A 15065-nucleotide genomic window follows, 5' to 3' on the forward strand; every position below is an offset into this window, starting at 1 on the left:
TGCCGTAAGGCTTTTTGTTATACTAACAATCGATTAGCCACGGCATTCGCGGAACAAATCGCGGTCAGGATTATAGACGCTGGTGCTTACGTCCCACAGCCCCAAAATCGATGAGAACAGGTTGTCGTGGGAATATGATTTTTTCGCCGCATTATTTTCAAGGCAAGACATGTTGATGTGTTTCCCGGCGATAAAGCCCGGTGACATCCAGACCTGCATCGGAATATGCGTCTGCTGATCCGGTGCCAGTTTGTACGGCGTGCCGTGCAGATATAGCCCGCTTTCGCCCAATGATTCACCATGATCGGACACATAAAGCAGCACGGTGTTGTACTGATCGCTGTAATTTTTTAGCTTTTCAATCATCTCAGCTAATACATAGTCTGTATAACGAAGGGTGTTGTCGTAGGTGTTGACCAATTGTTCCTGAGTACAGTTTTCGATATCGCTACGTGCACATTCGGGCATGAAGTGGCGATGCTCAGCCGGATAACGCAGGTAATAAGTCGGTCCATGGCTGCCAATGATATGGAAGGCGACAAGCTTATCACCTGGCATTTTGGCGATTTCATCATCAAGGTTTTCCAGCATCACCTCGTCATGGCACGTTTTGCCATCGCACAGTTTCGGGTTATCACTAGGCTTAATTTCGACAGTCGGGATGCGGCTACATACGCCTTTACAACCGCCATCGTTCTCTTTCCATAACAGCGAGACACCGGTTTTCTGCACGATGTCGAGGAAATTTTCACTGTTAGATGCTTTTTTACTGTCGTACTCGGTGCGATTCATATTCGAGAACATGCACGGAACGGATATTGCGGTAGCGGTACCGCAGGAATGCATATTTTTAAACGAAATAACGCCGCCGGATTTGCTGGTAAAGGCATTGGTATCACGCGAATAACCGTTCATCGAGAAATTCTGGCTGCGTGCCGTTTCGCCAATCACCAGGAACATCAGCGTGGGTTTTTCGTGAGCGACGACGCGTTTAGCATCATTCCCCAGCGTCTGGAAAGGCACTTTAGTCGTAAAGTACGTATCCTTAACATACTGGAAAGTGCTGTAAGCGTAGTTCGCCGGGATGATCTCTTTATTCAATGTCGAGTTATTGCGGCCGACAGAGGCATAATCCTGATAATAAAGTGCGGCAACACCTGCAATCAAACTCAACGATGCCAGCACGGAGAGCAAACGGTAAGCAATGCCTTTATACCATTTTTCAGGATATTGAATTTTTATTGAAAAAAGGAGGATGGCAGGAAGGATACCGGTAAAGACGAACCATATAATAATTGAGCCATTAAGATAGGAATGCGCTTCCTGGGGGTTAGTTTCAATAATGTTTTGAATCATCGTTTGATCAAACATTACTTTATATTTTAGTGTCGAATAACTGACCAGTGAGCCAGTGATAAACAGTAAAGCAAAGAAAGGTTTCAGCAGAAAACGAACTGAGAAAGGCATAAAAACAACGTTAAGCGCCGCAACCAGAACAAAGGGAATAGAAATGACAAAACCAATTTTGACATGCTCTAAATGCGACAAAATCTCGTAAAAATGCAGCAATATTGGCCAGTTAAGTAAAAACGCAAAGATCATTGCCAGAAGTAAAACCAGCGGAATAACTTTCACCCTGAAAAGTACAGGCATTAACACCTCCGGAAAATAGTAAACCAGTAAAAACATTGATGATAATTACAACAATTCAATCTAATATTATGATTGCCTTATTCGCTGCAAAGCAGAGATTATCATTCTGAAATCTTAGGTTAACCTTAACGAGGCTTTGTTGAATAAATCAGATTTCGGGTAAGTCTCCCCCGTAGCGGGTTGTGTTTTCAGGCAATACGCACGCTTTCAGGCATACCTGCTTTCGTCATTTTGTTCAGCGCTCGTACCAGGGCCATAGCCTCCGCAACCTGACCATCGTAGTCACGCAGCGTCAGTGAACCCCCGAACAGCTGTTTTACCCGGTACATCGCCGTTTCCGCTATCGAGCGACGGTTGTAATCTGTTGTCCATTTCCACCGCGCATTACTCCCGGTCATTCGCTGATTAGCCACTGCACGGTTACGGTCTGCATATTCACCGGGCCAGTAACCCGCACCTTTTCGGGGAGGGATAAGCGCGCTGATTTTCTTATGCCGCAGTTCATCGTGACATAGCCGGGTATCGTAAGCGCCATCGGCGGCGGCTGACCTGATTTTCCGGTGGGTTTGCCGGATTAACCCGGGGAAGGCCTCTGAGTCCGTAACGTTGTTCAGCGACAGGTCAGCGCAGATGATTTCATGTGTTTTACTGTCAACGGCGAGATGCAGCTTACGCCAGATACGGCGGCGTTCCTGGCCATGCTTTTTGACTTTCCACTCGCCTTCACCGAAGACCTTCAGCCCGGTGGAATCAATTACCAGGTGTGCGATTTCACCCCGGGTGGGCGTTTTGAAACTGACATTAACCGACTTTGCCCGCCTGCTGACACAGCTGTAATCCGGGCAGCGTAGCGGAACGTTCATCAGAGAAAAAATGGAATCAATAAAGCCCTGCGCAGCGCGCAGGGTCAGCCTGAATACGCGTTTAATGACCAGCACAGTCGTGATGGCAAGGTCAGAATAGCGCTGAGGTCTGCCTCGTGAAGAAGGCGCTGCCGACTCATACCAGGCCTGAATAGCTTCATCATCCAGCCAGAAAGTTATGGAGCCACGGTTGATGAGGGCTTTATTGTAGGTGGGCCAGTTGGTGATTTTGAACTTTTGCTTTGCCACGGAACGGTCTGCGTTGTCGGGAAGATGCGTGATCTGATCCTTCAACTCAGCAAAAGTTCGATTTATTCAACAAAGCCGCGGTGATGCTTACGGTATGGTGGTTATCAAGTTTTATCCTGATTAGCACCCTTAATGGCTATTTCGATAATCAGGACCGCGATTTTCTGACAGGTAAACTTCAGCTCACCGAAGAGTTTCTTAAAACAGAGACGTTCCGGAACAAAACGGATATTAAGTCATTATCAGAAAAAATAAACGATGCGATGGTAGGGCACAATGGTTTATTCATTTCTATAAAAAACATGGAAAATGAAAAAATTGTTGAACTCTATGCCAAAAATTCTGTTGTTCCAGCGGTCCTGCTTAATAAGTCGGGTGATATTCTCGACTATATGATCCAGACGGAAGAAAATAACACCGTGTACCGCAGTATCTCGCGGCGGGTTGCCGTGACGCCGGAACAGGGTAAAAGCAAACATGTCATCATTACGGTTGCCACGGATACTGGGTATCACACCCTGTTTATGGATAAGCTCAGTACCTGGCTGTTCTGGTTCAATATCGGTCTGGTCTTTATTTCTGTTTTTCTGGGCTGGCTGACCACACGTATTGGTCTGAAACCGCTACGGGAAATGACCAGTCTGGCTTCCTCCATGACCGTACACAGCCTGGATCAGCGTCTTAATCCCGATTTGGCTCCGCCGGAAATTTCTGAGACCATGCAGGAGTTCAATAACATGTTCGATCGCCTGGAGGGGTCATTCCGGAAACTGTCAGATTTCTCGTCTGACATCGCGCATGAGCTGCGCACAGCGGTCAGTAATCTGATGATGCAGACGCAGTTTGCACTGGCTAAGGAAAGGGATGTTTCGCATTACCGCGAAATCTTATTCGCTTACCTGGAAGAACTGAAAAGGTTGTCACGAATGACCAGTGATATGCTTTTTCTGGCACGTTCAGAGCATGGTCTGCTGCAGCTGGATAAACATGATGTGGATCTGGCCGCCGAACTGAATGAATTACGTGAGCTGTTCGAGCCTCTGGCAGACGAAACAGGAAAGACAATCACCGTTGAAGGAGAGGGCGTTGTTGCCGGAGACAGCGATATGCTGCGACGTGCTTTCAGTAACCTGCTTTCCAATGCAATCAAGTATTCTCCCGATAACACCTGTACAGCGATACACCTTGAGCGTGACAGTGACTGTGTGAACGTGATGATTACGAATACGATGTCCGGCCAGGTTCCCGCTAATCTGGAACGTTTGTTTGATCGGTTCTATCGAGCTGATTCATCAAGGGTCCACAACACGGAAGGCGCGGGGCTGGGATTATCAATTACAAGGTCGATCATTCATGCTCATGGCGGCGAGCTGTCAGCAGAACAGCAGGGGCGGGAAATTGTGTTCAGTGTGCGCCTGTTAATGGATTAATCCCGTTCTTCAGGAGAAACCTGGAAGGTGACAAAATTGTCATCATTCAGTCACGCGATAAACAGAGGCGGTTTTTTATAATCATACATAAATCAGGAGCAGAGTGATAACGCAATCGCCTGGTTCCTGGAGTGATGAATAACCCGCCCTGAGATCAAATGCTTTCTCTGTTATAAGCCGTTGATTGTTTGGGTATGAAAACACCGGAGACCCAACCATGAAAAAGATCCTTGTATCATTTGTTGCCATTATGGCTGTCGCTTCATCCGCCATGGCTGCAGAGACAATGAACATGCATGACCAGGTAAATAATGCCCAGGCACCCGCCCATCAGATGCAGTCAACCTCTGAAAAAAGCGCTGTTCAGGGAGACAGTATGACAATGATGGATATGAGCGGACACGATCAGGCTGCAATGTCCCATGAAATGATGCAAAACGGCAACGCTTCTGCCCACCAGGACATGGCGGAGATGCATAAAAAAATGATGAAAGGCAAACCAGGGGCCACCAACGAATCAGCAACGTCATTTTCAGAAATGAACGAGCATGAAAAAGCCGCTGTTGTGCACGAGAAGGCGAATAATGGTCAGTCTTCCGTTATTCATCAGCAGCAGGCTGAAAAGCATCGCAGCCAGATCACCCAGAATTAACCCGCAGCTCCACTTGTTAGACCCTCATTTGACGCCGAAGTCACTGGCTTACGCTCCCGTCCGGGAGCGTTTTTTTTATTCTTTCATTTATCATTGAGTCTTATGGGAATGGATTTAATCAGTTACTTAATCCCTGCCTCAGCAACAAGTCCCGGAAAGAGCAGCTTTATATTCCGGGTTTTTCTGCTCATAACCTCAACGGTGGCGCTTAGGATGTACTTTGTAAGTACCCAGAGTGTGTGTCATCAGTACCGGTGTTAATGCACCAGCCCATTCCAGCCATGTATACCCATGTAAATCCCAACAGCAGCAATCAGGGCGCTTGAAATATAGGGGGCTCTTCTGGCGATGGTATTGAAGCCACTCCAGCGTTTGGCGACCTGACGAACGCTGATCGCCGCACCCACTCCAACCGTTACGAGGGTCAATGCCAGGCCGATACTGAAACAAACAACCAGTGTGGCACCCAGCGTAAGCGCTTTAAGCTGAAGGCAGATCAACAATACAGTTATAGCTGCCGGGCAAGGGATAAGCCCTCCTGTCAGTCCAAATATCAGGATTTGCCCGTTGGTTACTTCTTTCCCGTCGAAGCGGCGTTTTATGTCATTGGCATGAGCCAGTTCGTGAGCGTCCTGATACTCTTTCGAATTCACATCCAGCCCATCAAGCTCAGAGTGGTCATGGTCATGGTCGTGTTCAGCGAACGCCACATCATAGTCATGGACATGACCACGATGTCCCAGAGACAGACGTACGTTGAAACTGTGAGGCTCAGGGATGGGAGATGTTGACTCCAGATAATCACCATGATCAACAAATTCAAAAGTCTGAGAGATCGTACTGTTTTCCCGAAGTGTGGTTAATGAGATATCTTCAGAAGCCCATCTTTGGCCACTAAGAGTGCGTAGCCGCCAGTGGGGAAGTTGTCCTTCTTCAAAAATGGACAGTTCAACTTTTCCATGGCCAGTATCGATCAACCTTGTTTCGTCATGGTGATGATGTTCATTCTCCTGCATTCCCTCCAGCCAGTTTTTCTCACCGCTCCAGGTTCGCCAGAACATCCAAAAAGCCGTACCAAGGATGATCACTGAAGAGACCATCTGTAGCCAGGGTTCGGCTGATTCTGCGGTAAATTTATTACTGATATACATCCCTCCAAAAGCAATCAGCCATACGACTGCAGTGTGCGACAATGTTGCCGCGACACCCAGCATCACGGCCTGACGTACGGTGCCTTTTATAGCAATGATGAATGCTGCCATCATTGTTTTGGAGTGCCCGGGCTCCAGTCCATGAAGCGCGCCAAGCAGAATGGCGCTGGGGATGAAAAACCATGCGTTGCCTTGCTGAAGAAGTGTCGTAAATTCGTTCATGAGAATCATTCTTGGTTATTAAGTGTAGGCCGGATTCTACTCCCCCCCAGTAAAATATACTACCCCCCAGTAGAATAACGCTGGTATAGTTACATAAAATATCCAGGAGAGTGAGAGCCCACATGTCACATACCATCCGCGATAAACAAAAACTGAAAGCACGTACAAGCAAGATCCAGGGGCAGGTTGCTGCGCTGAAAAAAATGCTTGATGAACCTCACGAATGTGCCGCTGTACTGCAACAAATAGCCGCCATACGTGGTGCCGTGAATGGTTTATTGCGTGAAGTGATTAAAGGACATTTGACTGAACATATTGTTCATGAAAGTGAAGAACAGAAACGAGAAGAAGACCTGGACGTTGTGCTGAAGGTTCTGGATTCTTACATCAAGTGACAGTTTGGCTAAAAGCCCTGAGCATTAATTTATCTAAATAACACGTTATCAAGTGACGGTTTTGGGCTGTTTGTAGCGGCATAGTGAGTTTGTTTAATCAATGAGCTTTAAGATGCCCCCCTTCATGCAAGGCAACGCGTACATTTCTGGTACATCTACTTCCCTTACTTTGCTCAGGGCAACCCACATTGTTAAAGCCTCTACTCGCTGACCATCAAAATCACCCAACGTCAGATAATGGAAAAAAATTTTGGATGACATTTTGAAACGTGTCCTCTGCTGTGAACGTCGAGAGATGCTACGCGAGAAAGGAGATGACCTACTTAGTATCCTGTTAAGTAGGTCTATCTGAAGAAGTAGACAACTTTAAAGTCTTTTTCATGTTAAAGGAGACAACTTTAATGTCTGTGTACACCTACCTTTGCTCAAATCAAAATGTTCTGACATACCAAAATGGAGTGTAAAATGACTCAAAACCAGGGTTCTGAGCCAGTACCGGCGAGCCGGACAGGGCAGCTCATCAGCGCCCGGGATATGGCCATGCAGAAATTCGAAGAAGGGATGCGGTTAATCTCGGAAGCGTCGGAACTGTGCGGTCTCTCTCTCTTCACCAGCAGAATTATGCAGCCCAACGCATTTGGTCTTCCGTCGTCACTGGATCGCACCATCGAGGAGGGGCGTAAGGAAATTGACCGTAAAACGTGGAAAAGGCTCTTTGAAGAAATAGGTATGGACCGGTACTGGAACCATAAGCAAAAAGAAGCCTTTAACGAATCCCTACGTACGGATCCGCCCGTCGCTTCCCTGGAGATTGTTAAGGGAACATTACAGCATGCACTGGCTAACAGACGAGACACGCTTGCAGAAGGTTTCGTTGATGTTCTCAACAAGCTTGACCGAAGTTTTAAAAGCAATGCACGGCAATATACAATGCCGAAAAAGCTTGTTCTTCGGGGGATTTTTCCTGGTGTGAACGTACTGAGGTACAACGGTTTCTCGCAGGACAATCACTTTTGTTTACGCGACTTTGAGAATATTGTATGCATCTGTTCTGATACTCCAACACCTGCAACCGGCGGTGGGCTGAGTATGGTCGACAGGCTGACGGCCATGAGAAATACAGATTTCACAGGCGAGGTCTGCGATGAGAATGGCTGGCGGTGTCGCCTGTTTGAGAATGGAAACGTTCATATTTGTATCGACAGTATCTCGCTTCTGAATGCTCTGAACGATCTTATCAGCATATATTTTGCAAACCAGCTTCCGGCCGCAGGAAAAAAATGATGATCGAAAACGATAAAGAAAAAAGCCTGAACGATGCTACCTCGCCAGAGGTGCAGAATGACATCCGCAGCGAATCCACAGAAAAATCAAAGGAAATGGGTCGTTCAAGGTACTCATCTATTGCGATGATCGATTACTTCAATGCAATCGAACGTCTGTGCGAAGAGAAAAAAATTAACCCGGAAAATATCGATCTGAGCTTCAAAGTTCACTGGCTCAGAAACGCTGTTGGCGGCTCGTTTGCAAGGTCACAGGAGATGTTCGCTGAGTACCAGAAGTATGTTAAAGAGGTTCCTGAAGAGGCCCGTTACCTGGATATACCCGATGAGGTGAAGGTTGCACTCGGCGATATTATCTCGTACATCACCTGGCACTACCGTAGAAGCTATACCGCAATACAGAGTGATAGTGTTAAAAAAGCTGAAGCACGTAGCATGCAGCTGGAGGAGGAGGTAACGCAGCTTTTACAGCGGCTTGAGCAAAGCGCTACCGATATGGATGAGCTGAAACTTGAGAATCAGGCGCTACAGGGTCGATTAGAGATCCGGGACAGTACCGTCAAGGAGTTAGAAACAAGGCTGAATGTTGCCGAAGCAGAACTCGAAACCTGCCATCACCAGTTAGATAGCACACGGCATGAATTAAGCCTCGCACAGCAGTCAAATGACTCACTCTCCCAGCAACTGGCTGAACGTAAAACAGAGATCGCTGGTCACCTTGAATATCAAAAAAAGCTGAACGAAGAGATCAACACTCAGCGTTCTGATAATGCCGGTCTTTCCAGACAATGCGACCAGTTAAGTCAGACTGTGTCAGATACAAAGGCAGAGAGGGACAGGTTTGAACAGGAATTGATTGCTGCACAGAACCTCTGTGCTGAGCTGAAAAGTGCACTGTCCGGGAAGGAGGGTGACCTGGTGGCGGTGAATGCCGAGCTTACTGAACTCCATAAACTAAACGAGTCGCTGAGCGCCGACCTGAAAAAAGTAACTTTGGTCAGCCAGGGCTATGAAGCGGAAGTGGCTGAACAAAGCAGTGAATTAAAAACGCTCCAGTCCAAAGTAATGAAGCTGGAAGCTACCCTGGAGGCAGAGAAAACAATCTCAGAATCCCTGAAAGGCACCATTGATACATTGACTGGTGCAATGGCAGGGGGAGGTACTGGAAAGTCAAAACAGCCGCGTAGTAGAAAAACATCATGATAAATGAAGCCAGGTTGATAGACTTCTCTGCATCCCCTGGCACAGTAGACCTTCTGCGGACATTCAGCCCGTCCGCAGGAGTTTTCGTCCTTCAGTCAACAAATGCACTACCTTTTTTGAGTCTCCACTTTCCAGTGCAGAAAACACGTTACCGATTTTACCAACAGCTTGTATCTGAGTGATAACCCCAGTCTTGTAATCATCAAGGATCCCTGACAGGAAAGCGTTCAGTTTTGTCTGTTCGCTTAGTGAAAGCATGTATGACATTTTTTCTCCATTTTAAGCAGGTGTGCCAGTTGAAAGAGGTTTACGTGATTCTGGAAAATGAGGCAGCACCATAGTTTCAGATGCTGTGGTCGCATCCCAGTGCCACCATCCATAAGGCCCATATTCACGGTTGTAATAATCTTTTTTGAGTTGCTTTCGGGCCAGATAAGCAGGAGTGGCCATACCAAATACTTCCATCGGGAACGGCTTATCGCTTTTTGTGTCGAGCAGGTAGAAGTCAGGGAACACCTCACTAATACTCGCATCATAACGCATGGGCTTAACGTACTGCCGGTGCTCTGCATCCAGCTTTTCTGCAACAACCGCCTCATAGGAGGAGTCCAGAGGTATCCAGTTCTCGCTAACGTGCATCAGCACAATTTGATGAGCTCTTACAGAAGGGCCTCTGCCGGTTACCGCAGCTGGTGACGTCAACGCAAAGACAACTATTTTCGCCCCGGATTTCCATGCTGCGTACTCCGATGAAAATCGTTTCTTTACGCTATCCCAATGGCCTTCTGAATTGAAAAAAATCAGCGGTAGCCCCCCAAAATTCCGCAGGGGTAAAAATTTAAGTGGCTTCTCATGCTTTTCAGCATCGTAGCGAGGTAAAACTGACAGGAGCATGAGACGTTTATCACTCATCGCCTGTGATGAAAGACGCTGAATTTGCGACTGAGCGACAGGTTGTTTCGGGTCAGGTACACCAATGAATAAATGGTCACCTATGCAGGCTCTGCCGGTACGAATTTGTTTAGCGGTTTCAAGCAGACGATACCGTACCAGTGAATCGTTACGTTTCCCTGCCATTTTCGGGTACCAGACATTCAGACCAGACTCTGTCCACAAAAGACTAAGCAAGCCCAGGAGGGTCATTGAGGCCTGACCTCCTTCTGGTCGCTGAACATGGGGCAGGGGAGGCACTTCTGATTTTTCAGGAGGATCTTTCTCTGTCATACCGATACCGAGCCTTACAGCCATATCACCTTCGGTTGTAATCCGGACCACACCACTCGCATATCCTTTCAGGCCGGTATGCCGGGCATCAAGGGAGAAGAATACACAGGAAGGATCATGCTCAATGCCCGTGTTAGCGGCTTTGACGAGAATAAAGGCATCACCGTTCGGTAAAGCACGAACATAAAGTCGCTTTTCTCCTTTTCCACGACATCCGCAGGTGATGACTGATTTTTGACCTGAGGTGTGGTGTGCCTTTTTAAGAGCCGACTGCCACCCTTTAGCAAACTCATCCTGCGTTTGAAAGTCAGGTGAGTACCTTTTGACGTTTGGATCGTCGTCGTAAGCAATCATCACTGCGAATTTTTGGCTCATAGTAGTCTCCTAAACAGGAAGTTTAATATCCCAACCAAAGCAACACTTCCTGAGCGTCATACTGTTCCTTTACGCCCATGTCGCTAAAGAATTCTTCGAAATCTGTTTCGGGAACGCAATGCCTGGACAGTTCTTGTAATGCTCGTTCTTTAGATACCGTCTCACCTTCAGCTGATTCGAAATACGTCATGGTTGACCTCTGACATTATTACAACAATCTTAAGCATTTAAATTGATGAAGGAGCTCAGGTCAGCTGACTTCGTCGTAAAACTGCCGCAAGCGCTGGGAGGCTGCAAATTCAATTCGAGACTTCAGCAGTTTGGCGACGGCCGCAAAGACATCAACGACCACGGAGTTCCCAAACTGTCTGTAAGCCTGTGTATTGGACACAGGGATACGGAAAACACTTTCCCCGGGTTTATCGAAGCCCATTAGCCTGCTGCATTCACGTGGCGTTAGCATGCGTGGCCGACGGTCCATGTTGTATGTGTTATGGAAATCAGTTTCTCCCAGCTCATGAGACCAGCCCCGATCAATAAGAATTTCAGATCCGTCTTTCATATAGCGGCTTGAGAGGGTTCTGGTGACACTATTAACATTGGAAGGATCTACTAGTCCAAAACCAAAACCATTGCCTTTTGCCGCATGTTTCTTTGCATAGTTGTATAAGTACTCCCAGAGTTTAGGGGAGAGGATGTATTTACTATCTACGCTCGGATCCAGTAAATCTGAGAGAGAAGGGCGCTTGTCCGGATAAAAGTCTTTAATATCTCTCAGAGTAAAACCGTCTTTCAGACGTAGGTCGCGGCGAAAACCAATAAGGACGATACGTTCACGGTGCTGGGGTCGGAAATGACGGCCATCGATGACTTTAGGATCATCCGCGCCCGTGCTTTCGCTGTTTGCGACGTCGTAGCCAAGCTCATCGAGCGTTTTCATGATGATGTTAAAGGTATTACCCTTATCGTGACTCTTCAGATTTTTTACGTTTTCCAGAACAAAAATTGCAGGTTGTTTTGCCCGGATGATCCTGGCCACATCAAAGAAGAGCGTACCCTGAGTGTCGCACTCGAAACCGTGTTTGCGACCCATAGAGTTCTTTTTACTGACACCGGCGATGCTGAATGGCTGGCATGGAAATCCCGCAAGAAGAACATCATGATCCGGGATAGAGGCATCGATAAATTTGTATGCCTCGTCATCAGTAACCTCGGGCCGGTTGCTAAGAGTGATGTCACGGATGTCTGAATTGAAGCGGTGCTCGTTCTCATCGCAATACCAGTTCGCCCGGTAAGTACGGCTGGAATAAGTATTCCATTCGCTCGTGAAAAGACATTTACCACCGATGGCATCAAATCCGCTTCGCAGTCCACCTATCCCTGCAAACAGATCGATAAAGCTAAAGTGCCTGTCCTCATAATCAGCAGGTCGTGAAGGTATTAAAGTCTGTAGATAGCGTCCATCTGCGATACTCAGATCACAATGCTCAGGTATGCATGTAACCTGACGTTTAAGGGATGCACGGGACCAATTACTGCCATTTTCATCATTTAATACCTGAGCCAGATATTTCAGGTCATAAATAGTCGAAGCTGTTAACAAAGTTTTGTGGATCAGAGATGGTGTTTTATCCACATCATTCAGGTCTGTCTCAAGATCATGAGTGTAACGTTTCATCCAAACTCTCTCAGGAATAATATCTTTGAGATAGATTAACACGCTTAATTTGGATTATTTTTTGGTTCAGGTTCTAAATTTATTGTGATTATTCTGCCTTTAAGTTGCAAAAAGATTGGTTTTAAGCCCGCCCATGAAATAATGACTTGTTAAAATACTGCCTGTAAATAGGCTTGTGGATACATGTCTGTACTCAACAAATTCAGGTGAAATGATGTTTTTTTTTACAAAGTTACTTTTGCCCATCATGATTGTTGTATTCCCAGTGGCGTCCTGGGGGAACTCAACAACTTTTGAGGCAAAGGTGGTTAAGATTGTTGACGGTGACACCATAACTGCGTTGGATGCTCAAAACACAACCATCAAAATACGGATGTATGGTATAGACGCTCCTGAATCTAAACAGGCTTTTGGCCAAAAAGCAAAACAGGCCTTAACCACAGCTATAGCAACTAAAATCGTTACCGTGATAGACCATGGTACGGATATCTATGGCCGTATGTTAGGTACCATCTGGTTAGATGGATATGATATCAATGCCTCTATGGTGGACAGTGGATATGCGTGGGTTTATCGGTTCGAAGATAACGCCATTGTCCCTGGCTATATCAAATATGAATCCGCAGCACAAAAGGAGGCAAAAGGGTTATGGGCAGACACCAACCCTGTCCCACCATGGCAGTGGAGACAGGCAAACGAAAAGCCCAGAAAGGTGAAAGGGAAGAAATAACCATGATGAAAGAGCCTCATCCGTTACTTCAGTTGGTACTAAACGATTCCGGTCGTCTAACCATGCCTGTTTATTATAGAGATCAACAGTATTGCCCGACTTGCCTTACAAAGGTGTTGAAGAGTGAGGATGGAAGTTTGGCGCACCTCGGGGAAATAAATCAAAATACATGTAGACCTTCTATTTCAGTAGTTGTGACAAAAGCAATTATTGAAATGTTATGTGACGGGGAAAAAATATTTGTAAATCCAATACGATACCGAGGCCGGGTGCTGGCACCCTCAGTAATTTTTTCTCCCGACACTCACACTTTCAAACCGTTTATAAATACAGACTATCAGCCTGTGGGAGCAAACTGGAAAAGTGAAAAGGGATATAAACTCGGTCTGTTTTATCTCAAAGATCGAGCCAACTCTATCAATAAAGAGGAATTTGATTTCATTGCCGTTATAGACCCTAAGGCAATGCAGAAAGAATTTATTTCGGCCTGGTCTGAGGTTGATGAAAAAAATCCATTGGAAACGCTGAAGCAGATCTTACGATCTAAAAACAACTCTTCTTTATGGGTAAAATGGCCTGGCAAAATTGAGCATGCGCAAAAAGGAAATTGCAACGAAAATTACTGGTTCGATTATCAATCTGATAATCAGGAAGTGAACTGTACGGTCTCTGTTGTAGGTATCGAAGGTAACAGTTCCGGTGAGACAATTTATAGATTGCAAACTTTGCTAAAGCGTAAGCTCAATGAATATCAACTGGTTCGGTCTTTAGGGACTATTATGCTTCTTGATAATACCGGGAATATGATTCCATCAAACCATCCTTATTTTGAAGTCATCTCAAAAGCATGTATAAATGGAGTGCGTGACTTTGTTCGTCAAAACCCGTGGGTAGTCTGACGGTCAACTATAAAGCATAATATAATTAGTAATAACAAGGAACAGACATGAATGAAAACTCAGTAATCTTAATAAGTTTATTTTGGTTTTTTTTTGGATCGAGTGTTGTAGCTGGTTTTATGGATGCATCATTATATTGCTGGATTTTTGCAGCCATAAGCGCATTGTTTCTTCTTTCGGTGATACAAACACCAAAGGAGTTAACGGTATCTATTCTTCTTGCGGTACTTATGGCAAGCTCCGCAGGTGTTTTCATTCTGGCTTATAAAGTCAAAACGAATGTCGTTTCACCAATCTATCTCTTAAAAAAGCCTACTGCATACATGGCTGAAATAGATAACCGAAGGATTCATGGTTACTAAATATTTTGCAATTGCATCATTTGACGGTCCGGGTTTATTTACCCACAGCATCGACTAATTCAAGAGGTTACATATGATAGTTTCAGAAGCAATTTTTTATTCTTCTATTATTTCCTGGGTTCTTTATTGGTGGTTTATTGGAAATATTACTAAAAAGGTAGGGATGCTTGTTGTTCCACTCACGCTTACCTTCGGATGTTACATTTATGCAATTCATTTGGATGATTCCGAACAGCAAACCAATTTACGTTGGGAGCAGATCGGTTTTATTACCTTTATAATTGTGATAATGTGGGCAGGAAAGTTTGTGATGAAAAGACTATCTGAATGATGATCTAATCCACACTTTTCGATATCTTAGAAAAGTAACTTTGTGAGCAAACAGTCATATGACATGCAAAACGCTGATCTCAAAGACAGATGATGGATACACATTTAGCATTTCACCTTACGAAGACGGGTACCGCTTATCAGTCTCGCCTGAAAATCGTCACAATGGTACCCAAAGCTTTGACGGCTGGTTCCCACGTTTTTTTTCCGAACCACAGTATGCCAAATCATCTTTAACTAAGTTTCTCGGTGAGTCCTTAGTATGGGAAGAAGATTCAAGTAATGCTCTATGAGATTACTTATTATAAATTTTTCTATTAATCTCCATGGAGTGATATATGAATTTGGCCTATTTTTTATTTTTGT

At 45.6% G+C, this 15065-nt stretch carries 16 protein-coding genes; 9 read left to right on the top strand and 7 right to left on the bottom strand.

Going from position 1 to position 15065, the window contains the following annotated elements; genetic code table 11:
* Nucleotides 1–33: 33 nt before the first annotated feature.
* Nucleotides 34–1653: a phosphoethanolamine--lipid A transferase MCR-9.1 gene (locus tag O1722_RS24820; RefSeq protein WP_001572373.1), complete on the bottom strand. Its 1620-nt coding sequence runs from the start codon at nt 1651–1653 to the stop codon at nt 34–36.
* Between the two features lie 188 nt (nt 1654–1841).
* Nucleotides 1842–2810, bottom strand: a complete 969-nt coding sequence (locus O1722_RS24825; protein ID WP_072196614.1) for an IS5-like element IS903B family transposase — start codon at nt 2808–2810, stop codon at nt 1842–1844.
* A 38-nt stretch (nt 2811–2848) separates the two neighbouring features.
* Between O1722_RS24825 and pcoS the strand changes: the two genes are divergently transcribed.
* Both pcoS and O1722_RS24835 read left to right on the top strand, forming a co-directional pair.
* Entirely contained in the window at nt 2849–4195 is a 1347-nt protein-coding gene (gene pcoS / locus O1722_RS24830) for a copper resistance membrane spanning protein PcoS (RefSeq protein ID WP_004248839.1), read from the top strand.
* Between the two features lie 217 nt (nt 4196–4412).
* Nucleotides 4413–4847: a hypothetical protein gene (locus O1722_RS24835; RefSeq protein WP_000723070.1), complete on the top strand. Its 435-nt coding sequence runs from the start codon at nt 4413–4415 to the stop codon at nt 4845–4847.
* Nucleotides 4848–5104: 257 nt separating this feature from the next.
* Here the strand turns inward: O1722_RS24835 and O1722_RS24840 are convergent, their stop codons facing one another.
* Nucleotides 5105–6220, bottom strand: a complete 1116-nt coding sequence (locus tag O1722_RS24840) for a nickel/cobalt efflux protein RcnA (protein WP_001572377.1) — start codon at nt 6218–6220, stop codon at nt 5105–5107.
* Between the two features lie 122 nt (nt 6221–6342).
* Between O1722_RS24840 and rcnR the strand changes: the two genes are divergently transcribed.
* From rcnR to O1722_RS24855, 3 genes are all read left to right on the top strand, one after another.
* Nucleotides 6343–6615 (top strand): Ni(II)/Co(II)-binding transcriptional repressor RcnR, encoded by a 273-nt coding sequence (rcnR, locus tag O1722_RS24845; protein WP_000019951.1) that lies wholly within the window; start codon nt 6343–6345, stop codon nt 6613–6615.
* A gap of 465 nt (nt 6616–7080) precedes the next feature.
* Complete coding sequence (locus tag O1722_RS24850) at nt 7081–7899, top strand: DUF4942 domain-containing protein (RefSeq protein WP_000193207.1); 819 nt, start codon at nt 7081–7083, stop codon at nt 7897–7899.
* Nucleotides 7896–9101, top strand: a complete 1206-nt coding sequence (locus O1722_RS24855) for a coiled-coil domain-containing protein (RefSeq protein WP_001371952.1) — start codon at nt 7896–7898, stop codon at nt 9099–9101. Before O1722_RS24850 ends, O1722_RS24855 begins: the two co-directional genes overlap by 4 nt.
* A gap of 63 nt (nt 9102–9164) precedes the next feature.
* Here the strand turns inward: O1722_RS24855 and O1722_RS24860 are convergent, their stop codons facing one another.
* The 4 genes from O1722_RS24860 to O1722_RS24875 are packed head-to-tail and all read right to left on the bottom strand — an operon-like array spanning nt 9165 to nt 12378.
* Nucleotides 9165–9368, bottom strand: coding sequence for a hypothetical protein (locus O1722_RS24860; RefSeq protein ID WP_000121164.1), 204 nt, complete (start codon nt 9366–9368; stop codon nt 9165–9167).
* A gap of 12 nt (nt 9369–9380) precedes the next feature.
* Nucleotides 9381–10700, bottom strand: coding sequence for a DUF1173 family protein (locus tag O1722_RS24865; protein WP_000078513.1), 1320 nt, complete (start codon nt 10698–10700; stop codon nt 9381–9383).
* A gap of 22 nt (nt 10701–10722) precedes the next feature.
* The gene (locus tag O1722_RS24870) at nt 10723–10890 is read right to left on the bottom strand and encodes a hypothetical protein (RefSeq protein WP_000220758.1); all 168 of its coding nucleotides are present in this window, start codon (nt 10888–10890) and stop codon (nt 10723–10725) included.
* A 60-nt stretch (nt 10891–10950) separates the two neighbouring features.
* A complete protein-coding gene (locus O1722_RS24875; protein WP_000833380.1) occupies nt 10951–12378 on the bottom strand; it encodes a DNA cytosine methyltransferase in 1428 nt (475 codons plus the stop codon).
* A gap of 214 nt (nt 12379–12592) precedes the next feature.
* Between O1722_RS24875 and O1722_RS24880 the strand changes: the two genes are divergently transcribed.
* The 4 genes from O1722_RS24880 (at nt 12593) to O1722_RS24895 (ending at nt 14700) form a co-directional block, all read left to right on the top strand.
* Nucleotides 12593–13108 (top strand): thermonuclease family protein, encoded by a 516-nt coding sequence (locus tag O1722_RS24880; protein WP_000464825.1) that lies wholly within the window; start codon nt 12593–12595, stop codon nt 13106–13108.
* Between the two features lie 2 nt (nt 13109–13110).
* On the top strand, nt 13111–14007 hold the full coding sequence (locus O1722_RS24885; RefSeq protein ID WP_000975181.1) for a hypothetical protein: 897 nt from the start codon (nt 13111–13113) through the stop codon (nt 14005–14007).
* Between the two features lie 47 nt (nt 14008–14054).
* Entirely contained in the window at nt 14055–14369 is a 315-nt protein-coding gene (locus O1722_RS24890; RefSeq protein WP_001005009.1) for a hypothetical protein, read from the top strand.
* Between the two features lie 73 nt (nt 14370–14442).
* On the top strand, nt 14443–14700 hold the full coding sequence (locus O1722_RS24895; protein WP_000637193.1) for a hypothetical protein: 258 nt from the start codon (nt 14443–14445) through the stop codon (nt 14698–14700).
* The last annotated feature ends 365 nt before the right edge of the window (nt 14701–15065 follow it).

The organism is Enterobacter cloacae complex sp. HYC003_NIDB (assembly GCF_056673375.1).